At 68.4% G+C, this 24,988-nt stretch carries 20 protein-coding genes; 3 read left to right on the top strand and 17 right to left on the bottom strand.

Annotated features, from left to right (window positions below; all coding sequences use genetic code 11):
* Nucleotides 1-121 precede the first annotated feature (121 nt).
* From BOX17_RS15240 to osmF, 9 genes are all read right to left on the bottom strand, one after another.
* The gene (locus BOX17_RS15240; protein WP_071945992.1) at nt 122-946 is read right to left on the bottom strand and encodes a hypothetical protein; all 825 of its coding nucleotides are present in this window, start codon (nt 944-946) and stop codon (nt 122-124) included.
* A gap of 216 nt (nt 947-1,162) precedes the next feature.
* The gene (locus tag BOX17_RS15235) at nt 1,163-2,992 is read right to left on the bottom strand and encodes a protein kinase domain-containing protein (RefSeq protein ID WP_071945989.1); all 1,830 of its coding nucleotides are present in this window, start codon (nt 2,990-2,992) and stop codon (nt 1,163-1,165) included.
* 17 nt (nt 2,993-3,009) lie between these two features.
* Complete coding sequence (locus BOX17_RS15230) at nt 3,010-4,653, bottom strand: dihydrolipoyllysine-residue acetyltransferase (RefSeq protein ID WP_071945986.1); 1,644 nt, start codon at nt 4,651-4,653, stop codon at nt 3,010-3,012.
* Nucleotides 4,654-4,682: 29 nt separating this feature from the next.
* The gene (locus BOX17_RS15225; RefSeq protein WP_071945983.1) at nt 4,683-5,660 is read right to left on the bottom strand and encodes an alpha-ketoacid dehydrogenase subunit beta; all 978 of its coding nucleotides are present in this window, start codon (nt 5,658-5,660) and stop codon (nt 4,683-4,685) included.
* 1 nt (nt 5,661) lies between these two features.
* A complete protein-coding gene (locus BOX17_RS15220) occupies nt 5,662-6,876 on the bottom strand; it encodes a thiamine pyrophosphate-dependent dehydrogenase E1 component subunit alpha (protein ID WP_071945980.1) in 1,215 nt (404 codons plus the stop codon).
* A gap of 145 nt (nt 6,877-7,021) precedes the next feature.
* Entirely contained in the window at nt 7,022-7,750 is a 729-nt protein-coding gene (locus BOX17_RS15215) for an ABC transporter permease (protein WP_071945978.1), read from the bottom strand.
* A complete protein-coding gene (locus BOX17_RS15210; protein WP_071945976.1) occupies nt 7,743-8,687 on the bottom strand; it encodes an ABC transporter ATP-binding protein in 945 nt (314 codons plus the stop codon). The genes BOX17_RS15215 and BOX17_RS15210 overlap by 8 nt, the downstream gene beginning before the upstream one ends.
* The gene (locus tag BOX17_RS15205; protein ID WP_083582189.1) at nt 8,684-9,850 is read right to left on the bottom strand and encodes an ABC transporter permease; all 1,167 of its coding nucleotides are present in this window, start codon (nt 9,848-9,850) and stop codon (nt 8,684-8,686) included. Before BOX17_RS15205 ends, BOX17_RS15210 begins: the two co-directional genes overlap by 4 nt.
* Before the next feature lie 7 nt (nt 9,851-9,857).
* Nucleotides 9,858-10,790 carry a glycine betaine ABC transporter substrate-binding protein OsmF gene (osmF, locus tag BOX17_RS15200; RefSeq protein WP_071945972.1) on the bottom strand — a complete coding sequence of 311 codons (933 nt, stop codon included), beginning with the start codon at nt 10,788-10,790 and terminating at the stop codon, nt 9,858-9,860.
* 88 nt (nt 10,791-10,878) lie between these two features.
* Between osmF and BOX17_RS15195 the strand changes: the two genes are divergently transcribed.
* The gene (locus BOX17_RS15195) at nt 10,879-11,862 is read left to right on the top strand and encodes a DUF1853 family protein (protein ID WP_071945970.1); all 984 of its coding nucleotides are present in this window, start codon (nt 10,879-10,881) and stop codon (nt 11,860-11,862) included.
* A 99-nt stretch (nt 11,863-11,961) separates the two neighbouring features.
* On the opposite strand, the gene cysS is transcribed toward BOX17_RS15195, so the two are convergent.
* Both cysS and BOX17_RS15185 read right to left on the bottom strand, forming a co-directional pair.
* Complete coding sequence (cysS, locus tag BOX17_RS15190; protein WP_208858135.1) at nt 11,962-13,377, bottom strand: cysteine--tRNA ligase; 1,416 nt, start codon at nt 13,375-13,377, stop codon at nt 11,962-11,964.
* Nucleotides 13,378-13,391: 14 nt separating this feature from the next.
* A complete protein-coding gene (locus BOX17_RS15185) occupies nt 13,392-15,104 on the bottom strand; it encodes a glutamine--tRNA ligase/YqeY domain fusion protein (RefSeq protein WP_071945966.1) in 1,713 nt (570 codons plus the stop codon).
* 180 nt (nt 15,105-15,284) lie between these two features.
* On the opposite strand from BOX17_RS15185, the gene BOX17_RS15180 reads away from it, so the two are divergent.
* Both BOX17_RS15180 and BOX17_RS15175 read left to right on the top strand, forming a co-directional pair.
* Nucleotides 15,285-15,791, top strand: coding sequence for a peptidylprolyl isomerase (locus BOX17_RS15180; protein ID WP_071945964.1), 507 nt, complete (start codon nt 15,285-15,287; stop codon nt 15,789-15,791).
* Between the two features lie 118 nt (nt 15,792-15,909).
* Nucleotides 15,910-16,668: a UDP-2,3-diacylglucosamine diphosphatase gene (locus BOX17_RS15175; RefSeq protein ID WP_071945962.1), complete on the top strand. Its 759-nt coding sequence runs from the start codon at nt 15,910-15,912 to the stop codon at nt 16,666-16,668.
* A gap of 36 nt (nt 16,669-16,704) precedes the next feature.
* Here BOX17_RS15175 and BOX17_RS15170 read toward each other — a convergent pair whose 3' ends face one another.
* The 6 genes from BOX17_RS15170 to clpP form a co-directional block, all read right to left on the bottom strand.
* Entirely contained in the window at nt 16,705-17,733 is a 1,029-nt protein-coding gene (locus BOX17_RS15170; RefSeq protein WP_071945960.1) for a CobW family GTP-binding protein, read from the bottom strand.
* Nucleotides 17,734-17,897: 164 nt separating this feature from the next.
* Entirely contained in the window at nt 17,898-19,733 is a 1,836-nt protein-coding gene (locus BOX17_RS15165; protein ID WP_071945958.1) for a SurA N-terminal domain-containing protein, read from the bottom strand.
* A 167-nt stretch (nt 19,734-19,900) separates the two neighbouring features.
* Nucleotides 19,901-20,173, bottom strand: coding sequence for an HU family DNA-binding protein (locus tag BOX17_RS15160; RefSeq protein ID WP_071945956.1), 273 nt, complete (start codon nt 20,171-20,173; stop codon nt 19,901-19,903).
* A gap of 178 nt (nt 20,174-20,351) precedes the next feature.
* Nucleotides 20,352-22,760: an endopeptidase La gene (lon, locus tag BOX17_RS15155; RefSeq protein ID WP_071945954.1), complete on the bottom strand. Its 2,409-nt coding sequence runs from the start codon at nt 22,758-22,760 to the stop codon at nt 20,352-20,354.
* 194 nt (nt 22,761-22,954) lie between these two features.
* Nucleotides 22,955-24,235 carry an ATP-dependent Clp protease ATP-binding subunit ClpX gene (clpX, locus tag BOX17_RS15150; RefSeq protein ID WP_071945952.1) on the bottom strand — a complete coding sequence of 427 codons (1,281 nt, stop codon included), beginning with the start codon at nt 24,233-24,235 and terminating at the stop codon, nt 22,955-22,957.
* A gap of 126 nt (nt 24,236-24,361) precedes the next feature.
* On the bottom strand, nt 24,362-24,982 hold the full coding sequence (clpP, locus tag BOX17_RS15145) for an ATP-dependent Clp endopeptidase proteolytic subunit ClpP (protein WP_071945950.1): 621 nt from the start codon (nt 24,980-24,982) through the stop codon (nt 24,362-24,364).
* Nucleotides 24,983-24,988: the final 6 nt, after the last annotated feature.

The raw sequence follows: 24,988 nt of genomic DNA, 5'->3' as shown, positions 1-24,988 counted from the left end.
GGTCATTGGCACGAGGGGCGTTCGAGCGGCGTGGCGTGAGCCGGTGGCAAGAGGGCAACGGACCCTGTCCCGGCCTCGCGCTTGCCGGGCAGACGGCCGCGAGCTGGCCCCCGTGCAGGGGCTATGGCTCGCGCAGGGTAGGCTCGGCGTGCGCGCACCTCGCCAGGGTCCTGCGCACTCGCCGCTGACTGTGCAGGAATAGCATTGCACTCACGCCAATCGAGGCCGCGAGCGACAGCAGGAAGGTGACCATTGGCGGCGTGACGCTCGCCAGGAGCGCGGTGACGAGGGCAAAGGCCACCAGGCTCAGCATGCCCTGCTGGGCGGCCCCCACGGTGGCACGTGCCACGTCGTGTCCGTAGCGCTGATGCAGGGTCCAGCCGATGGTGAACAGACCGACCGGAAAGCCCACCAGCATCCCCGAGAGCAGCGGGCCGGAGCGGGCGGCCAGGGTAGTCGCGACGCTCACCAGCACACCCGCCAGCAGGCCTCGCAGCACCAGGTCGAGCCATCCCGAGGTCGCCGTGATCACGGGCTGGTTCAGCCTGAGGGCCCGCTTGGCGACCTCCGCCACCAGCAGCACGCCGGCATAGAGCAGCAGCGCCAGCCAGACACCGCCCGGCAGCAGCGTGAACAGCAGCGCCGCGGGAATCCAGCACAGCGTGGCCAGCCCCAGGCTGGCCAACGCCCCCATGCGCTGGGCGGTGGCCACGAAGCAGAGGCTGAACAGCAGCGTGGCCACCAGCGCATGCAGGGTGGAGAGTGCCGCCACCTCGATGAAGTCGGCAGGCCGTTCCTGCAGCATGAAGAAGTAGCCGGGGCCCAGCACGATGGGCGTGCCGGCCAGGATGCCGCCCAGGCGCGGACCCAGCTTGCCCACCGAGATCGACACCCCGACAACCACCAGCGCGGTGGCGATCAGCTTGGCCAGCAGGACGCTCAGCATGGACGCGGCGAGACCGAGGGGGTGGCCACACGACGGCCGGGGCGCCCGAGGGGCTGACGGCGAGCAGCATCGGCTGACATGGCAGGGAGGTTCATGGCGATAGCCTCGGCGTGGGCCCATCGGGTCGGGGGATTGCCACAGGCTATCGCATCGGGCCCGGGCACGACAGGTCCGGATGCCCTGCCCTGCCCTTGGTCCCTGGCCCACGCCACGGCGCTAGCCATTGCGCAGCGCCGCCCGCGGGTCACGGGGGTAGAAGCGCTCGGGCTGGCGTTCGATATGGGCGAAGAAGCGGGTGTCCTTGTAGGGCATCTTCATGAAGCCCGAGACCCCGAGCCCCTCGATGAGCCCCACCGCGTCCAGGATGTCCACGAGCCGGCGGCGAAACTCCGCTTCCCGGGAAGGGTCCAGCAGCCGGTAGTGGCTGTGGATCTTCAGGTGCTCGGGCAACGCCTCGAAGATGATCATGCCGGTGTGGTGGATCTCGTTGAGGGCCTCCAGGGAGGTGATGATCGCCTCCGGCAGCACCAGGAACTCCTCGGGGTCCGGGCCATCCTCGAAGTAGCTGTGCAGACGCGAGCGGTCCTCCAACTCAGGCACCGCGCTGACCTCGTAGTGCAGCCGCATGCCGGGGGTGACCTCGAAGGGCCGCTCGACGCTCTCCCGATCCAGGTGGAGGGTGTCGCGGGCATTGAACAGGCAGCTCTTGAAGATGCCTCGGCGATGGATCGCCCGGGCCAGGGTCACCATGTTGTTGACCGCGGCGATGAAGGCCTCCCGGCGACCGGGGTCGTGGAGGTTGAGCGAGGTGTCGATGTACACCCCCTCGGCCTCCCAGCGCACCGCCAGCCCGCCGACGACCGGATACTTGCCCAGCCGGCTGACCGAGGCCAGGAAGGCCTTCTCGGTTTCGCCCATGTTCTGCATGAAGTTCTTGTAGTAGCGATCGAGCTGGACGTCGTTGACGTCGTTGAGGGTCTCGCGACCGTCCTCCTCACGCAGGAAGGCCTTCCGCGAGCTGTAGACGACGGTGTCGATCTCCCGCCCGACCGGCCGGCTCCAGACCGGCACCAGCGGCGCCTCCTCGGGGGTGGGCAGGTCGAGCATCACCAGGCGACCGAGCCTCGGCATCTCGCGTATGAAGTGATCGCCGGCCCGCAGGCGGATACGCGGGTCGGGGTCGAGCATGCCGTCGAGCATCCTCGAGAATTCCATGGGCAGTCCCAGGGAGGTGGCGGGGATGGCCCGGTGGCCGAAGCGGCAGGACTGGGCCGAGGCCAGCGCATAGAGGGTGGCGGCCGCCCCCTGCTCGTCGAAGCGCGGCGAGGACAGGGCACCGTTGAGCTGATCCTCGCCGATGAAGTAGACGTCGCCCAGGCGGGCATTGGTCTGCTGGAGGTTGTCCGACATCAGCTCCATGACGCTGGTCGCCACGAACTGCTGGTTGGCATCGAGCTGGGCGAACACCGAGGAGCCCCAGTCGATCAGGGCGATGGTCTCATGGGCTTCATCGAAGACCAGGTTGGAGGGCTTGATATCGCCATGCACCACCGGCTTGCCGGCCGGCCCGCTCTCCCGGCGCAGGGTACGCAGGATGTCGGCCAGCTGATCGGCGATGCGCACCACCAGGCGCGGCGACAGGCGCCCCTCGTGGAGCGACACCTCCTCCAGGTTGAAGCCCGGCGCCCGCTGCATCACCAGGATCGACTGGCTGCGGACCCGCTGGAAGACGATGAGCTTCGGCACCCGTGGATGGTCGACCTGCTCCAGCATGAAGGCCTCCTCCTCGAGGCGGTCCTGCAGGTGTTGGGGCAGGTTGACGCGGGTGAACTTGAAGACGTACTCCTCGCCGAGGCCGGTGAACCCGGCAAACACGAACCCATAGGCGCCCTTGCCGATCAGCTCGATGTTCCGGTAGCCCAGCTGCTCCAACTGGGCCTGACACAGCGACACCCAGGCCTTCAGCTTGCGGGCGTCGTCGTGGCTGAGCAGGTAGATCGACTGCTCTTCCGGGATGTAGAACTGCTGCAGGGACGCCTGGGTCATGGGGGCGCGCTCATGGCTTATCCAAGGTGAAGGAGCATCGTCTCCGGCGCCTCAAGATAGCCCTTCCAGGCATTGCAGAAGCGGGCGATGGTGCCGCCGTCGATGAGGCGGTGATCGCCCGCCCAGGTGACGGTCATGATCGCCCGCTTCACCACCTGATCCTGGTCATCGAAGCGCGGCAGCCACTGGGTCTTGCCGATGGCGACAATGGCAACCTCCGGGGCATTGATGATCGGCGCGGCGTAGGTGCCGCCCAGCGCCCCGATGTTGGAGATGCTGATGGTGCCGCCCTGCAGGTCCGCAGCGGCCACCCGCCCCTCCCGGGCATCATGGGTCAGGCGCTGGATCTCGACGGCGATCTCCAGCAGGCTCAGCCGCTCGACGCCCTTGACGTTGGGCACCATCAGGCCGGCCTTGCCATCCACGGCCATGCCGATGTTGCACGACGGCAGATAGTGGATCTCGTCCCCCGCCTCGTTGAGCCGGCTGTTGAGGACCGGGAAGTCGCGGATCGCCAGCGCCATGGCCTTCATGAAGAAGGGCATCAGCGTCAGGCGCGCCTCAAAGGCCTGGGCCTCGGGCTTCAGGCGCTCGCGCAGCGCCAGCAGCTCGGTGACGTCGAGCTCCTCGCCATACTGGAAGTGCGGGATCGTGGAGGCCGAGGCCACCATCTTGCGGGCCATGGCCGCCCGGATGCCGCGCATCGGCTCCACCCGCACCTCGCCCTGGGCGCTCGACCGCGAGGGCGACTGGGTCTGCTCGGCGGGGGAAGGCTCGGCAGGTGACGCTTCTGCACCGGCCGCCTCGCCGCGGGCCAGGAAGGCCTGGATGTCCTCCTTCAGCACCCGGCCCTGCTTGCCGGAACCCGGCACCTGCTCGAGGCGCAGCCCGTGCTCGCGCAGCAGGCGACGCACGGCCGGACTCGCCGGAATCCTCCCGTGGGGGCCCTGCCCGCTCGACTCGCGGGGCGTCTCGCGCGCGGGGGCGGTCGACTCGGGCGCCGCGGCCGACGTCGGACGCGCGGTCGGCTCGGCCGAGGCGGCGGCGGGCTCGCCCGGCTCGTGCTCGTGCCCGGCGCCCTCCGGCGCATAGGCGAAGAGCGGGGCATGGACCCGGGCGATCTTGCCCTTGGCCACGTGGAGGGTCGTGACGCGGCCGGCCTCCGGGGCGGTGATCTCGACCAGCGCCTTGTCGGTCATCACGTCCACGACCGGCTGGTCCTCCTCGATCTCGTCACCCTCGGCGATGCGCCACTCCACCACCTCGCACTCGACGATGCCCTCGCCGATGTCGGGCAGGATGAAGTCCTTGACGCCGGCGCCGCCGGCCGGCGCCCGGCGTGGGGAGGCATCGCCGCCGCTGTCGGATGCGGGCGCCGGTTCCGGCGACGTCGCCGCGTCCGGGGCCGTCACGCTCGCCGCATCGTCCTCGGCCTCGTAGGCAAACAGCGGGGCATGGACCCGGGCGATCTCGCCCTTCGGCACGAAGAGCCTCGTCACCCGGCCCGCCTCGGGGGCGGTGATCTCGACCAGCGCCTTGTCGGTCATCACCTCGACCACCGGCTGGTCCTCCTCGATGGCGTCGCCCTCCGCGATACGCCATTCCACCACCTCGCACTCCACGATACCTTCGCCGATATCGGGCAGCTTGAACTCTGTCATCTTGTCTCTCCTGTCCTGACCCCGGGGCGTCAGAAATTCACGCTGGCGCGGATGGCCTCGACGATCTTCAGGTGATCCGGCAGGTACTCCTTCTCCAACGTCAGCGGGAAGGGCGTATCCAGGCCGGTCACCCGGGCGATGGGCGATTCCAGGTACAGGAAGCAGCGTTCCTGGATGGCCGCGGCGATCTCGCCGGCGAAGCCCCCGGTGCGCGGTGCCTCGTGGGTGATGACCAGCCGGCCGGTCTTGAACACCGACTCGGCCACGCTGTCCTGGTCCCAGGGCAGCAGGGTGCGCAGGTCGATCACCTCGCAGGAGATGCCGTCCTTCTCGGCCAGCTCCACGGCGCGGTCGATCACCTCCATCTGGGCTCCCCAGCCCACCAGGGTCACGTCGGTGCCCTCCTTGGTCACCTCGGCCTCGCCGATGGGCAGCTGGTAGTCCTCCTCCGGCACCTCGCCGACGGCGGCCCGATAGAGGCGCTTGGGCTCGAAGAAGATCACCGGGTCGGGGTCGCGGATGGACGCCAGCAGCAGGCCCTTGGCCTGGTAGGGGTCGCGGGGCACCACGATCTTCAGGCCGGGCGTATGCGCGAAGTAGGCCTCCGGCGACTGGGAGTGGTAGTGGCCGCCGGCGATGCCGCCGCCATAGGGCGTGCGGATGGTCAGCCCGCCGACGTTGAAGAGGTCGCCGGACCGGTAGCGGTACTTGGCGGTCTCGTTGACGATCTGGTCGAAGGCCGGAAAGATGTAGTCGGCGAACTGGATCTCCGCCACCGGCACCGAGCCCTGGGCGGCCAGGCCGTTGGCGAAGCCGATGATCCCCTGCTCCACCAGCGGCGTGTTGAAGCAGCGGGCCCGGCCATACTTCTCCTGGAGGTGGCTGGTGGCCCGGAAGACGCCGCCGAAGCTGCCCACGTCCTCACCGAAGCAGAGCACCTTGTCGTCCTCGCCCATGGCGATGTCCAGGGCGTTGTTGATGGCCTGCAGCATGTTCATGGTCGGCATCTCAGTCCTCTCCCTTGGCCGCGACGTCGTCCCCGGCACGCACGTCCGGGTCCAGGGAGCTCGCTCCCTTCGGGTAGGCCTCCGGGTACTGGCGAATGTGGCGTTTCAGGGAGTCGAGCTGACGCTGCAGCTCGGGGGTCACATCGGCGTAGACATCGGTCACCAGGCTGTCCAGGGGCGGCGGCGGACGCTTCTCGGCCCGCTTCATGGTCTCCAGCACCTCCCGGCGCAGGCTCTCCTGGAGGGCCTTCTCCTCCTCCTCGCTCCACCAGCCCAGGTCGATGAGCCAGCGCTGCATGCGCAGGATGGGATCCTTGTCGCGCCAGGCCTCCTCCTCCTTCTTCGAGCGATAGCCGGAGGGGTCGTCCGAGGAGGAGTGGGCGGCCAGGCGGTAGCTCATGGCCTCGATCAGCACCGGCTGGTTGTGCTCCACGGCGATGCGCCGCGCCTCCCGGGTGGCCGAGTAGACCGCCAGGATGTCGTTGCCGTCGACCCGGATCACGTGCATGCGGTAGCCGAAGGCCCGGGGGGCCACGCCGTCGGCGGCGAACTGCTCGATGGAGGGGGTCGAGATGGCGTAGCCGTTGTTGCGACAGAAGAAGATGACCGGCACCTCGTGCACCGCGGCCATGTTCAGGGCGGCGTGGAAGTCGCCCTCCGAGGCGGCCCCCTCGCCGAAGAAGACGGTGGTGCACAGGCCGTCGCCGGCGAGCTTCTGGCCATAGGCATAGCCGGTGGCCTGGGGGATCTGGGTCGCCAGCGGCGAGGAGATGGTCATGTAGTGGAGCTTGCGCGACCCATAGTGGATCGGCATCTGGCGCCCCTTGCCGTAGTCCAGCTCGTTGCCGAACAGCTGGTTCATGAACTCGTCGAAGGTGAAGCCGCGATAGACCAGGGCCCCCTGCTCGCGGTACTGGGCCATGATCATGTCGGCGTCGTCGAGGGCCGCTGTGGCGCCGACCACCGCGGCCTCCTCGCCGGTACACTGCATGTAGAAGGAGAGACGGCCCTGACGCTGGGCGGCCAGCATGCGCTCGTCGAGCACGCGGGTGGCGACCATGGCGCGATAGATGGCCAGGGCCTTGTCCTGCTCGAGCTCCGGCGCCGTGGCGCCCTCATGGAGGCTGCCGTCCTGCTTCAGCAGGCGGAAGGTGGGAATGCTGAACTCGTCGCCGGCCAGGAACGTCGGCGCGTGGATATCCGGTGTTGTTGTCATCGTCGTGATCCTGTGCCCCTTTTGAGGGCAGTGTTGTCCTTAATAGGCCGCTCCGCCAGAGGGTCACCCCGGCCGCGGTCAACGCAACAGGATTGACGTTAACGTAAACTGACGACATTGGGTAGCCCCGAAAGCCGATCGGTCATCAGCGTGCCGACGTCGGCGTCAGACGCGCGAAGAGGCTGTCCACGCTGATTGCCAGCAGCCCGATCAGCAGGGCGCCCTGGACGACATAGGCCGTATTGCCGTTGACGATGCCGGAGATGATGGGATCGCCGAGGTTGCTCGCCCCCACGGTGGCGCCGATGGCCGCCGTGGCGATGTTGATGGTCACCGAGGTGCGGATCCCCGCGAGGATCACCGGGGCGGCCAGGGGCAGGTCCACCTGGCGCAGGATCTGGGCGCCGCTCATGCCCATGCCGCGGGCCGCCTCGCGCACGGCGGGATCGATGCCGAGGATGCCCGCCAGGGTATTGCGCACGATGGGCAGCAGCCCGTAGAGCAGCAGCGCCACGATGATCGGCAGGGTCCCGAAACCCAGCACCGGCACGGCCAGCGCCAGCACCGCCACCGGCGGGAAGGTCTGTCCCATGGAGGCCAGCTGGCTGACCAGCGGCAGGAAGTCGCGCCCCCGCTCGCGGGTGACGGCGACGGCGGCCCCGACTCCCACCAGGATGGCGAGCACGGCGGCCACGCCCACCACGGTGAGGTGCCGCCCGAGCAGGGTCAGGAAGGCGGCCCGGTCATAGATCACCTGGCGGCTGTCGGGTTCGATCCAGCGGAAGGCCCCTTCCAGCTGCGCCATGCCCAGACACGCCGCCAGCAGCAGCGCGAGCCAGCCCAGCGGCGCGACCCAGCGGCGCCACTCAGTCATCGCTGCGCGCTCCCACCAGGCGACGCAGGGAAAGCTCGCCCACTGGCAGGTCGGCGTCGTCCACGACGGTGAGCCGCTCGGCATGACGCCACAGCATCATCGACAGCGCCTCGCGCAGGCTGGCGTGCTGGCCGATCCGCTCTCGCGCCAGCAGCCGCGGCCCCAGTGGCAGCATCCGCTGACTGACCGGCAGCAGCGCCGCCTCCTTGAGCCCCCGGTCCTCGCCGCCCAGCAGCGACTCGACGAAGGCGTCGGCCGGCTCGCGCAAGAGCTCCAGGGGCGCGCCCTGCTGGACGATGCGCCCCTGATGCATCACCACCAGGTGGTCGGCCAGCCTCAGGGCCTCGTCCATGTCGTGGGTGACGAAGACGATGGTCTTGTGCAGCCGCGACTGCAGCGCCCGCAGCTCCTCCTGGAGGGTCTCCCGAGTCAGGGGATCCAGGGCGCCGAAGGGCTCGTCCATCAGCAGGATATCGGGGTCCGCCGCCAGCGCCCGGGCCACGCCGACGCGCTGGGCCTGGCCGCCGGAGAGCTGCCGCGGATACTTGCCGGCGAACTCCTCCATGGAGAGTCCCAGCAGGCCCATCAGCTCCTCGACCCGCGCCTGGACACGCTCGGCCGGCCACTTGAGAAGGCGCGGCACCAGGCCGATGTTGCGGGCCACGGTCCAGTGGGGAAAGAGCCCGGTGCTCTGGATGGCGTACCCCATCCGACGACGCAGGGTCTCCTCGCGGAAATCGCGGATCTGCTGGCCGTCGATATGGATCTCGCCCTCGCTGTGCTCGATCAGCCGGTTGATCATGCGCAGGGTGGTGGACTTTCCACAGCCCGAGGTGCCCACCAGCACGCAGAGCGACCCGCGCGCCACGTTGAGCGAGATGTCATCCACCGCCACGGTCTCGCCGAACCGCCGCGTGACATGGATCAGATCGATCATTCGGTGCCTCCGGGGCGCAGTCGCTCGGTCAGCGCGGCGAGCAGCGCGTCGGCCGCGAGCGCCATGAGCAGGATCGGCAGGGCCCCGAGCAGCACCAGGTCCATGGCGGCCTGCCCGAGTCCCTGGAAGATGAAGGTGCCGAGGCCGCCGGCGCCGATCAGTGCCGCCACGGCGGTGAGGCCAATGGCCTGCACCGTGGTGATGCGGATGCCCTCGAGGATCACCGGCAGCGCCAGCGGCAAGCGGACCTGACGGAACACCTGGCCCCGGCTCATGCCCATGCCCCGGGCGGCGTCGATCACGCCGGTATCCACCACCTCCAGGGCGACGAAGGTGTTGCGCACCATGGGCAGCAGGCTGTAGCCCACCAGCGCCAGCAGGGCCGGCGCCCAGCCGATCCCGCTGACGCCCAGCGCCGACAGCCAGTCGACGTGGGCGGACAGCCAGGCAAGCGGGGCCAGCAGCAGGCCGAAGAGCGCGATACTGGGAATGGTCTGCAGGAAGTTGAGTACACCGAACCCGACCTGCCGGGCGGCGGGCCAGCGGCGCATGGCCAGGGCCGCGGCCACCCCGATCACAAGGCTCACGCCCACCGCCACGCCCACCAGCAGCAGGTGCTCGAGGATGGCCCCCAGGAACTGGTCCTGGCGGCCTCGGTACTCCTGCCACAGCGCCAGGGGCGCCAGCCAGCGCGACAGGCAGAATCCGAGCACGGCCAGGGGCGGGACCAGCAGCGCCCAGCCGGCCAGCCGCGAGACCGCCAGCCGGCTGCGCAGCTCCACCAGCATCATCAGCAACAGGAACAGCAGCCACCAGATCCCGGCCCCGAGGCCGAGGCGCGCCCCGGTCGCCCCCGGGTCGACCAGGCGGTGCGCCGCCAGGGAGAGCCAGAGCGGCAAGCCGGTGAGCACCAGCACCACCAGCCCGAGTGCAAGGCGCAACCTCCCTGGCGTCGGCCGCCAGGCCAGCGCCGCCAGCGCCAGCAGCGGCAGGCCCGACGCCAGGGCGCCCGCCCAGCCCAGCACATCGGCCACGCCATGGGCCGTGCCCGGGACGATGCGGTTGGGCGCCACACTCACCGCATCGAAACCCAGCCAGACCAGCAGGCCGACCAGCGACAGGCTCAGCAGGACGGCGTTGTGACGAGGGTCATCGGCGGGCAAGGTCGCCTCAGTCGTCCAGGGTATCGAGGAACTCGGCCGCCACGGCGGCCGGATCGCGACCGTTCACCGCCACGTCGCCGTTCAGGCGCTGGAGGGTCTCCTTGTCCAGGGCCTGGAACACCGGCTCGAGCAGCGTCGCGATCTCGGGATGCTCGTCCAGGACCGCCTCGCGGACCACCGGGGCCGGCTGATAGACCGGCTGGACGCCCAGGGTGTCGTCCATGACCACCAGGTCCAGGGCCTGCAGGCCGCCGTCGGTGCCGTAGGTCATGGCCGCGTTGACCCCGCTGGTCTGCTGGGCGGCGGCGCGCATGGTCGCCGCCGTGTTGCCCCCGGAGAGGACCAGCAGCTCATCCTCGGAGAGGGTGAACCCGTAGGCCGACTGGAAGGCCGGCAGCGCCTGGGGGGACTCCACGAACTCGGCGCTCGCCGCCAGCTTGAACTCGCCGCCGTCGTCGAGGTAGCTCGCCAGGTCCTCGAGGCTCTCGAGGCCGTGCTCGCGAGCGAGCTCGCCGCGCACGCTGATCGCCCAGGTGTTGTTGGCCTCGGCCGGCGTCAGCCAGACCAGGCCATTCTGCTCACGATCACGCTCCCGCACGGCCTCGTAGGCCTTGTCGGCATCGTTCCAGACCGGACTGTCGGTCATGTCGAAGAAGAACGCGCCGTTGCCGGTGTACTCGGGGTAGAGGTCGATCTCGCCGGCCAGCAGCGCCTCGCGCACGATGCTGGTACCGCCCAGCTGAAGGCGATCCTCGGTCGCGATGCCGCCGGCCTCGAGGCGCTGCACGATGAGCTGGCCCAGCACCGAGCCTTCGGTATCGATCTTGGAGGAGACCACCACCGGCTCCTGGGCCTGGACCGTGGAGAGGGCGAGAAGGGTACCGGCGGCCAGCGCCGCGCAGCGAGACAGAGGGCTGGAAGTCAGCGTACGGATCATCATGTTCACCCGGTTCCTTGTGAAGGTATGCTGAGTATAAGGCCTGTACAGTTTCACTGTCAGACAGGATCGTCAACGCCGGAACATCGCCATGCCCCAGCCCGCACGCAGACTCCTCGATCACTACCGCCACCCGCTGGTCCGCGACCTGGCGTGGATCCTGCTGGCCCCCGACCTCATCGAGATGCCCGGGGCGACGCGCCCTTCCCGCCGGGAGCTCGGCCTGGACGACGACGACCGGCTGGTCGCCTGGCTGGGGGAACGGGAGCGCTCGCCGGGGTACCTCGAGGCCCATCTCGCGCCCACCCTGCGCGGACGCATGGGGCTCTACCATGAGCGGCTCTGGCAGTTCCTGCTCGACGAGGCGCCCGCCACCCGACTGCTGGCCCACAACCTGCGCATCCACCAGGGCAAGCGCACGCTGGGCGAGCTGGACCTGCTCTACTGCCGGCTGGACGACCCGCGCCCGGTGCACCTGGAGGTGGCGATCAAGTACTACCTGGGACTGGCCGAGGGGCCGGGGATGCCGGACAGCCAGGCCCGCTGGATCGGCCCCGGGGGTGCCGACAGCCTCTCCGCCAAGCGGGAGCGCCTGTTCCATCACCAGCTGAGGCTGGCCGAGACGGCGGAGGCGCGGGAGGCCCTGCACCGACTGATGTCCCGCCACTGGCCAGCCGGCCTGTCGGCTCAGGCGACCGACATCGCGGTGCGCATGGCCATGCCCGGCGTGCTCTTCTTTCCCTGGCACACCGACCTGCCCTCGCCCCGGGAAGCGACGGTCCGCTCCCTCCGGGGACAGTGGCTGTTCAGGCGAGACTGGCGAGCCTTCCAGGCGGACCTGCCTGAGGGCACATGTGGCGCCTGGCTGCACAAGCCCCACTGGCTCGCCCTGCCCCACCCCGAGACGCTGGAGCGCCTGTCGACGCTTGACAGGCGACTGGCGGCCCACTTCCGGGTCACCGCCTCTCCGGTCCAGCTCGCGCTTTACCACCCCGAGGCCGGCGAACGGCGCCTCTTCCTGGTCCCCGACGACTGGCCGCACCAGATCCCCCTGCCGCCCTCGCCGCTTCCCTGATCCTTCCGATCCGCGATCCCCGGTCCCCAACGAGGCGCGCCCGCTCCCTGCCTGGCAGGAAGCGGGCGCGCGACACGGCGGCCGGGGATGTGTCCGGCGTCAGTCGCCGGGCTTCTCGAAGACCCAGGTGGTGCCCTCCCGGGCGTCCTTGAGGATGATCCCCAGGGCGGCGAGCTCGTCCCGGATGGCGTCGGCCCGGGCGAAGTCCCTGGCCTTCTTGGCCTCGGCACGCTCGACGATCTTCCCCTCGATCTCGGCCTCGCCGATCGGCAGCGCCTCGGCCCCGCCCTTGAGGAAGGCCGCGGGCTCCTGCTGCAGCAGCCCCAGCACGCCACCGAGCCGCTTGAGCTCGGCGGCCAGCGCCGGTGCCTGGTCGGGCGCCTCCTTCCGGGCCCGGTTGAGTTCCCGGGCCAGGTCGAAGAGCACCGAGAGGGCCTCCGGGGTGTTGAAGTCGTCGTCCATCGCGGCGGTGAAGCGCGCCGAATGAGGGCCGCCCAGCCGGCCAGGATCGATGTCGTCGGGCGCCATGCCGTCCAGCGCAACCCCTTCGAGAGCATGGTAGAAACGCTCCAGCGACTTGCGGGCGTCGGCCAGCGACTCGGGCGCGTAGTTGATCGGGCTGCGGTAGTGGCTGGCCACCAGCAGGTAGCGCACCACCTCCGGATCATGGTGCTCGAGCACGTCGCGGATGGTGAAGAAGTTGCCCAGCGACTTGGACATCTTCTCCTGGTTCACGCGCACCGCCCCGGCGTGCATCCAGGTATTGACGTAGCGGTGGCCGGTCGCGGCCTCGCTCTGGGCGATCTCGTTCTCGTGGTGGGGGAACATCAGGTCCGGCCCGCCGCCGTGGATGTCGAAGGTATCGCCCAGGCAGCAGGTGGACATGGCCGAGCACTCGATGTGCCAGCCGGGCCGCCCCTCGCCCCAGGGGGAGGACCAGCTCGCCTCGCCGGGCTTGGCGGCCTTCCAGAGCACGAAGTCCAGCGGGTCCTCCTTGTGCTCGTCCACCTCGATGCGGGCCCCGGAGCGCATCTCGTCCGGATCCCGGTTGCTCAGCGCCCCGTAGCGCTCGAAGCGGCGCACCCGGTAGTAGACGTCGCCGTTGTCCGCCGCGTAGGCGAAGCCCCGGTCGATCAGCGTCTCGATCATGGCGATGATCTCGCCGATATGCCGCGTGGCACGGGGCTCCTGGTCCGGCGGCAGCACGCCCAGGCGCGCCTCGTCCTCGTGCATGGCCTCGATCATGCGCTCGGTGAGCGAGGCGATGCTCTCGCCGTTCTCGTCGGCCCGCTTGAGGATCTTGTCGTCGATGTCGGTGACGTTGCGCACGTAGGTCACCTCGAAGCCCCGCGCGCGCAGGTAGCGGGTGATGACATCGAAGGCCACCATCACCCGGGCATGACCCAGGTGGCAGTAGTCGTAGACGGTCATGCCGCAGACGTACATGCGCACCCTGCCGTCCTCCAGTGGCGTGAAGGGCTCCTTGCGGCGCGTCAGCGTGTTGTAGATCTGCATCTCGGCGCTCATGTTCACCCCTTCTTGCCGTCTTGCGCTGCCTTCTGGGCTTCCTGCTTCTTGACCTTGGCCCAGGTGTCCTTGAGCCCCACCGTGCGGTTGAACACCAGGGCCCCGTCGACACAGGCGTGGCGGTCGGCGCAGAAGTAGCCCACCCGCTCGAACTGGAAGCGGCTCTCGGGGGTGGCCTCGGCCAGGCTCGGCTCGCCGATGGCCTGCACGGTCACCAGCGACTCGGGATTGAGGTGGTCGAGGAAGTCGGCGTCCTTGTCCCTGTCGGGCTGCTCGACCTGGAAGAGGTTGTCGTAAAGGCGCACCTCCATGGGCACGCCGTGCACGGCGCTGACCCAGTGGATCACGCCCTTCACCTTGCGGCCTTCCGGATTCCTGCCGAGGGTGTCGAAGTCCACGGAGCAGCGCAGCTCCGTGATCTCGCCGTCGGCGCCCTTGATCACCTCGTCGCAGCGGATCACGTAGCTGTTGCGAAGTCGCACCTCCTTACCCGGCGCCAGCCGGAAGAACTTCTTGGGCGGCTCCTCCATGAAGTCGTCGGCATCGATGTAGAGCTCCCGGGTGAAGGGCACGCGGCGCACCGCCATGTCCTCGCGGGCCGGGTGGCCGGCCACCTCGTAGACCTCCTCGTGATCCTCGGGCACGTTGGTCAGCACCACCTTGAGGGGCTTGAGCACGGCCATGGCGCGCGGGGCGTTGTCCTCGAGGTCCGAGCGGATGGCGTGATAGAGCATGGCGATGTCCACCAGGCCGCCGTCGGCCCGGGTCACGCCGATCATGTCGCAGAACTTGCGGATCGAGGCCGGCGTGTAGCCGCGCCGGCGCATCCCGGAGATGGTCGGCAGGCGCGGGTCGTCCCAGCCGTCGACGATGCCGTTGTCCACCAGCAGCTTGAGCTTGCGCTTGGAGGTCAGGGTGTAGTTCAGGTTGAGCCGGGCGAACTCGATCTGGCGAGGCGTCACCGGCACCGGCAAGTTGTCCAGGAACCACTCGTAGAGCGGGCGATGGTCCTCGAACTCCAGGGTGCAGATGGAGTGGGTCACCCCCTCCAGGGCATCCGACTGCCCGTGGGTGAAATCGTAGGAGGGGTAGATCTTCCACTTGTCGCCGGTCTGGTGGTGGCTGGCGTGGCGGATGCGATAGAGGATCGGGTCGCGCAGGTTGATGTTGGGCGAGGCCATGTCGATCTTCGCCCGCAGTACCTTCTCGCCCTCGGCGAACTCGCCGACGCGCATGCGATCGAGCAGGTCGAGGTTCTCGTCCACGCCGCGCTCGCGGTAGGGGCTCGGCGTGCCCGGCTCGGTCAGGGTGCCCCGGTACTCGCGGATCTCGTCCGGCGAGAGGTCGTCGACATAGGCCTTGCCCTCGCGCACCAGGTGCTGCGCCCAGGCGTAGAGCTGGTCGAAATAGTCCGAGGCGAAGCGCACGGGGCCGGCCCACTCGAAGCCCAGCCAGCTCACGTCGGCCTTGATGGCGTCGATGTAGGCCTGCTCCTCCTTGGCCGGGTTGGTGTCGTCGAAGCGCAGATGACAGTCGCCACCGAAGTGCTCGGCAAGCCCGAAGTTCAGACAGATCGACTTGGCGTGGCCGATGTGCAGGAAGCCGTTGGGCTCCGGCGGGAAGCGGGTCACGATCTTCCCGGTCCGCCCGGCCTCGATCTCCTCGCGGATCTGGTTGCGGATGAAGTTCGGCGCGCTGGTGGTGTCGGTGGTCATGTCGGTGGGGCAACCTCTGGTTGAATCGCGGGCCTGGCTCGGTGCGCGACACGAGTCGGCGTGGAGGACACGCCCTCGCCTTCGCGCATCGAGGCAAAACGGCTATTATAGCGCCACGCCCATGGGCAGCGCCAAGGCGCATCCCCCATTGCCCTCCTCACAGCGCAAAGGAATGGATCGATGATCGTACTGCAGACCAACTTCGGCGATATCACCATCGCCCTGAACCACGACAAGGCCCCGAAGACCGCCGCCAACTTCGAGCAGTACGTGCGCGATGGCTTCTACGACGGCACCCTCTTCCACCGGGTGATCCCGGGGTTCATGGTCCAGGGGGGCGGCTTCGACAGCGACTTCAACCAGAAGCCGACCCGCGAGCCGATCGAGAACGAGGCCGACAACGGCCTGGCGAACACCCGGGGCACCCTGGCCATGGCGCGCACCCAGGACCCGCACTCGGCCACCGCCCAGTTCTTCATCAACGTCGCCGACAACGACTTCCTCAACCACAGCGGCAAGAACCTCCAGGGCTGGGGCTACTGCGTGTTCGGCGAGGTGGTCGACGGCATGGAGGTGGTCGAGAAGATCAAGGAGGTCCCCACCACCCGTCGCGGCATGCACGCCGACGTGCCCGCCGAGGACGTGGTCATCCAGAAGGCCTACGTGAAGGACGAGGACGGGGCCTGATCCTCGCCAAGTACGATCGCACGCCCGCCGGGAGTCACCAGGACCCGGCGGGCGTGATGCGTTTCACCCGCGGGTGCGTTCACCCGCTGACGTGTTTCCTCCTCCAACGGGGCCGAACATGACCACCCTGCTGATATCCGACCTGCACCTGCACCCCGGCGCCCCGGCGATCACCGAGGGCTTCCTTGCGTGGCTCGACACCCGCGCCCGGGGCTGTGACGACCTCTACATCCTCGGGGACTTCTTCGAGGCGTGGATCGGCGACGACCTGCTTGACCTGGTCGACCGGGACCCCACGGGCCATGCCGCCCTGGCGGCTCGCGTCGCCGCCGCCCTGAGGACCCTCGCCGAGGCAGGTACCGCCATCCACCTGATGCACGGCAACCGCGACTTCCTGCTGGGGGAGCGCTTCGCCGAGGCCGCCGGAGCCCGGCTGCTGCCGGACCCCAGCGTGGTGACCCTGGGCGACAGGCCGGTGCTGCTGATGCATGGCGACAGCCTGTGCACCCGGGACGAGGCCTACATGGCCTTCCGCCGACAGGCCCGGGACCCGCAGTGGCAGGCGCAGATCCTCAGCATGCCGATCACCGAGCGGATCGACCTGGCCAGGCAACTGCGCGAGCAGTCCGGGGAGGCCAACTCCAACAAGGCCGAGGACATCATGGACGTCACGCCCGAGGAGGTGGTCAAGGCGCTGCAGGAACATAATGTCACGACCCTGATCCACGGCCACACCCACCGCCCGGCGGTCCATGACCTCGAGATCGAGGGCGCCCCGGCCAGGCGCCTGGTCCTGGGCGACTGGCAGCCCGACCAGGGCTGGGAGATCGTCGTCGAGGCGACGGGAGCCCCCGAACTACGCGCGTTTCCCCTCTGACCCCGAAGGCCCAAGGCGCCATCCGATCGTGACCGGCTAGTGCGCCAGGCGACAGGCCTCCAGGGTCGCCTCCAGCGCCTTGGCGTCCGGCAGGCGGCCGGCGGGGGCGATCAGCTCCAGTCGCGAGTCCCGCCGCCAGGCCGTGGCGGATAGGCTGATCGCGCCCTGGGCCCGGTTGTAGAGTGACCAGCCGTCGGCCGAGTGCAGCACGCCCTTCACCCGCACCTCCCCAGGCAGCCCTCCCAGCAGCGCCGTGAGGCGATCCAGGTCGAAGCGATCGGCCGGGTGCCAGCGCCAGCCCAGGGTCGCATACCCCAGCGAGGCGCCCTCCTCCCGCCGCGGCCTGCCGGGCGCGGGCTCGCCCCCCGGCGAAGGGAGGCCCTCCCGGCCTGGCGCGCCCTCCCGGGCGGCCCGATGCGCCGGCGAGGTGACCTCCTCGGCGCCCTCGGCGTGGGCACGACCCTCCCGCAGCAGCGAGAGCGGCAGGTCCCCATGGGGCGCCTCGCGGATCCAGCGTTTCGGGGGCCAGAAGCTGCCGAGCCACTCCCTTGCCGCCTGGACCTGGCCGGGCGTGGCCAGGTCGGTCATGGTCAGGGCCACCCCGTCGGCCATGACCAGCTGGTCGCGGAAGGTCTCGTGGGCCATGGCCCGGGAATCCTCCAGCCGCCGCGGGTCGAGTAGCGCGATCACCTCCTGCACCGCCAGCGCCTCGGCGAGGCCCTCGCCGCGCAGCACCTCGATCAGCCCGGCCGGATGGCCGAGGCCCGAGGGCTCGATGAACAGCCGGTCCGGTCGATGGCGATGCAGCAGGGTCACCAGCGAGGCCTGCAGCACCACGGCCAGCTGACAGCAGAGGCAGCCCCCGGGCAATCCCTTCACCATCAGGTCGTCGCGCGCGTCGAACATCGCCTGGTCGATCCCGACCCGACCGAACTCGTTGATCACCACGGCCCAGCGCTCGTCGGCGGGCTTCTGCTCGATCAGGCGACGGATCAGCGAGCTCTTGCCGCTGCCGAGGAAGCCGGTAACCACATGAACGGGAATGGCGGAGAGGGGCTCGGGCATGGCGGACTCCAGGCGGGCCTGTAGAGGGGATCACACGATATCATGCGACGCCGTCCGAGCCGCAGCCATGGTCCAGACAAGCAGTGGTCCAGACAAGAAGACGCCCCCTGCCGGTCTTCACCGGCAGGGGGCGTCTGGCGCGTGGAACGCGGTAACGGGCGCGGTCAGAGCCGGTCGATCGCGGCCTCGTCACGCAGGGTGTCCAGAAGTCCCTGGATGGCCGCCTGGGCCCGCAACCGCTCGGCCATGTTGGCGACGAAGGATTCCACCTGCGCGTTCGGCACGCCGTCCTGGACCTGCTCCAGGGCGATCAGCACCACGCGCTCGCCGTCCACGGCATGCCCGTAGACCGGCACGTCGCCCTCGGGATGCGGCAGGCGGAAGGCCGCCTGGACCAGCGCCTCCGGCAGGGAGCTGCCGCCCTGGCGGCTGACCGACTTGGCCTGCTGCCAGTCGATCTCCAGGGGCTCGCCAGCGCGCAGGCTCTCGACCCGCCGTGCCGCCAGCTCGACCAGCGCCTCGCGCGTCTTCGCCTGGCGCACGGCGGCCTCGACCTCGTCGCGCACTTCCGCCAGCGGCAGCGTGGTGGGCTCGCGATGCTCGGCCACGCGCAGCACCAGGCGGCGGTCCTCGTCGAGCTCGATCACCTCGCTGTTGTAGCCCTCTTCCAGCACGTCGCCGCTGAAGGCCTGATCCATCACGCCGGGCTCGGAGAGCACGCCATCGCTGACGTTGCGGCCGACCCAGTCGCTCTGTTGGAGGGTCAGGCCCAGGTCGTCGGCCACGCTCTGCAGGTCGTCGGCGGCAAAGCTGTCGTCAATCAGTCGCTGGGCGCGCTCGTTGAAGGCGTCGTCGACCTGCTCGAGCGCCAGCTCGCGACGCAGCTGGTCACGGCTCTCCTCGAAGGAGGGACGGTCGAGCTCGGTCACCTTGATCAAGTGCAGGCCGTTGTCGGTCTCGACGATGTCGGAGACCTCGCCCTCGCCGAGGGAGAAGGCGGCGTTCTCAAAGTCCTCGCCGAAGAAGCCGCGGGAGATGACGCCCAGGTCGCCTCCGGCGTCGCTGGTGGAGCCGTCGTCGGAGACCTCGGCCGCGAGCGCGGCGAAATCCTCGCCCTCGGCGAGGCGCGCCTGGACCTGCTCGAGGCCTGCCCGGGCCTCCTCGCGGCTGCGCTCGTCCCCCCCTTGACTGTCGCCATAGGTCACCATGATGTGCGACACGCGCCGATCGGCCTCGGCCGCCCCGGCCTGCCAGGCCTCGCGCAGCGCGTCCTCGCTCACCTCGGCCTCATCGGCCATCTGCTCGCGGTCGAGCACCACGTAGTTCAGCTTCACCTGCTCGGGGCGACGGTAATCGGCCTCGTGGTCGGCATAATAGGCCTCGAGGTCCTGCTGAACGACCTCGGGCGCTGACGCCAGGTCGTCCGCCACCAGGGCATGGTAGCGGAAGCTGCGGGTCTGGCGCTGCAGGGCGGCGAGGCGCTCGCGCTCCTCCTCCAGGGTGAAGCCGCTGACGGCCAGGCCCTGCTGGACCTGCTGGCGCTTCAGGTCGACGCTGAGCTGCTGGCGGAACGACAGCGGCGTGAAGCCGGCGCTGGCCAGGCGATTGCGGAACAGGTCACGGTCGAAGCGCCCTTCCTGGTCCTGGAATTCCGGCAGGGTGACGATCAGCTGGTCGAGCTGCTGCTCGGAGACGTAGAGGCCGCCCTCCTCGGCGTACTGGGTCAGCAGGCGCTCGGTGATCAGCATGTCGAGCATCTCGGCGCGCAGGGCGCGCTCCTGGTCCGGTGGCACCTGGCCGCTGCGGATGGCCCGCTGGACCTCGAGCTCGAGCTGCTGGCGGGTGATCGGCTCGCCGTTGACCTCGGCGACCTCGTCGCCACTGTTGCCCAGCAGCCCGACCAGCGATTCCACGCCGAACAGCGCCATGGTCACGACCACGGCGCCGATGATGATCTTGGCGCCCCAGCTCCTGGAGCGGTCACGTATACTTTGCAGCATGCAGGCCTCTGCGGATGAAGTGAGTCGGGTCGCGCACATTATACGCATCCCCGGGCGTCTCGCGATGCCAGGGATGGTGTTGATGGCCGAAACAAGAACAGGCGCACCGCCGGGGCGATGCGCCTGTTAGGGAAACAACCGTCAGTGGGTCGGCAGGCGCCGTTGCCTCAGTTGACGGAGTCCTTGAGCGCCTTGCCGGCCTTGAAGCTCGGCACCTTGGCAGCGCTGATCTCGATCGGCTGGCCGGTCTGCGGGTTACGGCCAGTGCGAGCGGCACGCTCCTTGACGGTGAAGGTACCAAAACCCACCAGGGAGACGCTGTCACCCTTCTTGAGGCTGTCGGACACGGTGTCGACCATGGCATCCAGTGCGCGGGAAGCCGCTGCCTTGGGAATGTCGGCAGACGCGGCAATGGCTTCGATCAGCTCGGATTTGTTCACACTTCACCCCTTGACTATTTCGTAAATTGGCTCTAATCGGCGAGACTTTCAGCTGGCTGACGCGATCACAGCATGGCGATAGTTTATAGCAATGCGGTGAAAGACCTGTCAAGCAACCTTCCTTGCCAAACCCCGCCATACCGGGGTTTTGACTCCGGCATGGCGAGAAATATTATCGTTAGTGCGTACTGATCATTGACGCCTTGGAGGGGGAATCTTCCGCGTGGGTGTCTTCCTTTTTCGACTCGGGCTTCTCGGCCAGAGCCACCTCCAGGACTTCATCTATCCAGCCCACCGGTCGAATATCGAGGGCTTCCTTGATATTGTCCGGGACCTCCTTGAGGTCACGGCGGTTCTCCTCCGGTATGAGCACGATCTTTATACCACCGCGCCTGGCGGCCAGCAATTTCTCCTTTAGCCCGCCGATGGGCATCACCTCGCCGCGCAGGTTGACCTCGCCGGTCATGGCCACGTCGCAGCGCACCGGGCGACCCGTGTAGGCCGACACCATGGCCGTCACCATGGCGATGCCGGCGCTGGGACCATCCTTGGGCGTGGCGCCCTCGGGCACGTGGATGTGCAGGTCCTCCTTCTCGAAGCGCTCGGGATCGATGCCGAGCGACAGGGCCCGGGCGCGCACCACGGTCTGGGCGGCGCTCACCGACTCCTTCATGACGTCACCCAGGGAACCGGTCTTGTCCAGGCGCCCCTTCCCGGGGGTGATCACCGACTCGATGTTGAGCAGCTCGCCCCCCACCGAGGTCCAGGCCAGGCCGGTCACGCGCCCCACCTGGTCCTGCTGGTCGGCCAGGCCGTAGCTGTAGCGGCGCACGCCGGCATAGGGCTCGATGTCCGCGGCACAGAGCTGCAGCGGGGCCTGGGCCCCCTCCTTGCTCTCCTTCTCGAGCCTCTCGCGGAGCACCTTGCGGCACACCTTGGCGATCTGGCGCTCGAGCTCGCGCACCCCGGCCTCACGGCTGTAGTAGCGAATCAGCTCGAGCAGCGCATCGTCGGAGAAGGACAGCTCGTCGTCCTTGAAGCCGTTGGCCTTCAGCTGCTTGGGCACCAGGTAGCGCTTGGCGATGGCCAGCTTCTCATCCTCGGTGTAGCCCGGCAGCCGGATCACCTCCATGCGGTCGAGCAGCGGACCCGGGATGTTCATCGAGTTGGCCGTGCAGATGAACAGGGTCTCGGAGAGATCGTAGTCCAGCTCCAGGTAGTGGTCGCTGAAGGTGTCGTTCTGCTCCGGGTCCAGCACCTCGAGCAGCGCCGAGGAGGGATCGCCGCGGTGGTCCATGCCGATCTTGTCGACCTCGTCGAGCAGGAAGAGCGGGTTCTTGACCCCGGCCTTGGCCATGCGCTGGATCATCTTGCCCGGCAGCGAGCCGATGTAGGTGCGCCGATGACCGCGGATCTCGGACTCGTCGCGCACCCCGCCGAGGGCGAGACGCACGTACTTGCGGTTGGTGGCGCGGGCGATGGACTGCCCCAGGGAGGTCTTGCCCACCCCGGGCGGCCCCACCAGGCAGAGCACCGGCCCCTTGAGCTTCTTGACCCGCTTGTGCACCGCGAGGTACTCGAGGATGCGCGCCTTGACCTCCTCGAGGCCGTAGTGATCCTCGTCGAGGACCTTCTGGGCATGCACCAGGTCATGCTTGATGCGGGTGCGCTTCTTCCACGGCACCGCCACCAGCCAGTCGAGGTAGGAGCGCACCACCGTGGCCTCGGCGGAGTTGGGCGACATCATCTTGAGCTTGCCCAGTTCCTGGAGCGCCTTGTCGCGCGCCTCCTTGGGCATGCCGGACTCCTCGATGGCCTGCTCGTACTTCTCGGCCTCGTTGGGCACGTTCTCGAGCTCGCCCATCTCCTTCTGGATGGCCTTCATCTGCTCGTTGAGGTAGTACTCGCGCTGGGACTTCTCCATCTGGTCCTTGACCCGCGAGCGGATGCGCTTCTCCACCTGCAGGAGGTCGATCTCGGACTCGATCAGCGCCATCAGGTGCTCGATGCGATCGCGCACCCGGTCCATCTCCAGCAGTTGCTGCTTGTCGTCGATCTTCAGCGACAGGTGGGCGCAGATGGTGTCCACCAGGCGGCTGGGGTCCTCGATGCCGGAGAGCGAGTTGAGCACCTCGTTGGGCACCTTCTTCGACATCTTCACGTACTGCTCGAACTGGTTGAGCAGCACGCGCACCAGCGACTCCTGCTCGCGCTCGGTCAGGGGCTCGCTCTCGCGCAGGCTCACCTCGGCGCGGCTGAAGCCATCATCGACGGCGACGATCTCGCGGATGTCGGCCCGTGACTCGCCCTCGATCAGCACCTTGACGGTGCCGTCGGGCAGCTTGAGCAGTTGCATGATCTCGGCGACGGTGCCGATGGCGAACATGTCCTCGCTGTCGGGATCGTCCTTGCTGGCCTCGCGCTGGGCCACCAGCAGGACGCGCTTGTCGGCCTCCATGGCGGCTTCCAGCGCCTGGATCGACTTCTCGCGGCCGACGAACAGCGGAATGACCATCTGCGGGTAGACGACCACGTCCCGCAGCGGCAAAAGGGGCAGACTCAGGGTCTGTTCGGCGTTCTGCTGCATCGCAGACGTTCCTCACACGAAATCGGATGGATACTCAGGGAGTGGGGGCGCACCGGCGGGATTGCAAGGCGGTGGCGGGCGTCACGCTCGACCCCGTTGCACACGAAAGAGGAGCGACCCACCCCCGGGGTGCCGGACGGGCACCTCGGGGATGAAGCCGCTCCCTCGTCAGAGCGTATCGCGCCCGGCGTGTGTCAACCGTCGGTGCCGTCGACCCGCGGGGCTTCCTGCTGGGAATAGATCAGCAGCGGCTCGCTCTCGCCGGCGATCACCGAGGCATCGATCACCACCTTGGACACTCCCTCGAGGGAGGGAATCTCGTACATGGTGTCGAGCAGGACCGACTCGAGGATCGAGCGCAGGCCGCGGGCGCCGGTCTTGCGGGCCATGGCCTTGCCGGCCACCGCGCGCAGGGCGTCCTCGCGGAAGTCGAGCTCCACGCCCTCCATCTCGAACAGCCGGGCGTACTGCTTGATCAGCGAGTTCTTCGGCTCGGTGAGGATCTGGATCAGGGCATCCTCGGTGAGCTCGGTGAGGGTCGCGATCACCGGCAGACGACCGACGAACTCGGGGATCAGGCCGAACTTGACCAGGTCCTCGGGCTCGACGTCGAGCAGCAGGTCACCGATGCCCTTGGACTCGTCCTTGCTCTTGACCACGGCGTTGAAGCCGATCCCGCCCTTCTCGGCACGGTCGCGGATCACCTTGTCGAGCCCCGCGAAGGCGCCGCCGACGATGAACAGGATGTTGCCGGTGTCCACCTGCAGGAACTCCTGCTGGGGATGCTTGCGCCCGCCCTGGGGCGGCACCGAGGCGGTGGTGCCCTCGATCAGCTTGAGCAGCGCCTGCTGCACGCCCTCGCCCGAGACGTCCCGGGTGATGGACGGGTTGTCCGACTTGCGCGAGATCTTGTCGATCTCGTCGATGTAGACGATGCCGCGCTGGGCCTTGTCCACGTCGTAGTCGCACTTCTGCAGCAACTTCTGGATGATGTTCTCGACATCCTCGCCGACATAGCCCGCCTCGGTGAGGGTCGTGGCATCGGCGATGGTGAAGGGCACGTTGAGCAGCCGCGCCAGGGTCTCGGCCAGCAGCGTCTTGCCGCTGCCGGTGGGACCGATCAGCAGGATGTTCGACTTGCCGAGCTCGACATCGTCGTCCTTGCTGCCGAAGCGCAGGCGCTTGTAGTGGTTGTAGACCGCCACCGACAGCACCATCTTGGCGCGGTCCTGGCCGATCACATAGTCATCGAGGGTGTGACGAATCTCGCGGGGAGCGGGCAGGCGCTCCTCATCGGTCTCGGCATCGGCATCGAGCACCTCCTCGCGAATGATGTCGTTGCACAGGTCGACACACTCATCGCAGATATAGACGGACGGGCCGGCAATCAGCTTGCGCACCTCATTCTGGTTCTTGCCGCAGAACGAGCAGTAGAGCAGCTTGCCGCCTTCGTCCTTGCCTTTGCCGTCGGCCATTCGCGTACCTCTTTCTCGATGACGCCCCGTTCAGTATGGCTCACGGAGCGTCGGGTTCACCACGGCGGCCGCGGCCGCCGGGAAACGTCTCAGTGCATGAAGGTCACTCGGGTGAATTTCACGCTATCAGGATGTCGGCCGCTGTTCCAGCACCGCATCGATCAGGCCGTATTCGGCGGCCTGCGGACCGTTCATGAAGTTGTCGCGATCGGTATCCTTGGCGATGGTCTCGATCTCCTGGCCGGTATGGTGCGCCAGGATCTGGTTGAGCTTGTCGCGGATGCCGAGGATCTCGCGGGTATGGATCTCGATGTCCGAGGCCTGACCCTGGTAGCCGCCCAGCGGCTGGTGGATCATCATCCGCGAGTTGGGCAGGCAGTAGCGCTTGCCCGCGGCACCGCCGGCCAGCAGCAGCGCGCCCATGCTCGCCGCCTGGCCGATGCACACGGTGGAGACGTCGGGCTTGATGAACTGCATGGTGTCGTAGATCGACATGCCGGCCGTCACGCCACCGCCCGGGGAATTGATGTACAGGTGGATGTCCTTGTCCGGGTTCTCGGACTCCAGGAACAGCAGCTGCGCCACCAGCAGGTTGGCCATGTAATCTTCCACCGGCCCGATCAGGAAGATCACGCGCTCCTTGAGCAGGCGGGAGTAGATGTCATAGGCCCGCTCGCCGCGCGCGCTCTGCTCGACCACCATGGGCACCAGGCCGCCGGCGGATTGGATATCGAACGGGTTGCTCATCTGGTG

It is taken from the genome of Halomonas aestuarii (genome assembly GCF_001886615.1).
Lineage (GTDB): Bacteria > Pseudomonadota > Gammaproteobacteria > Pseudomonadales > Halomonadaceae > Halomonas > Halomonas aestuarii.
The sequence above is the reverse complement of the archived record's forward strand: the minus strand, read 5'-3'. Positions and strand labels throughout refer to the sequence as shown.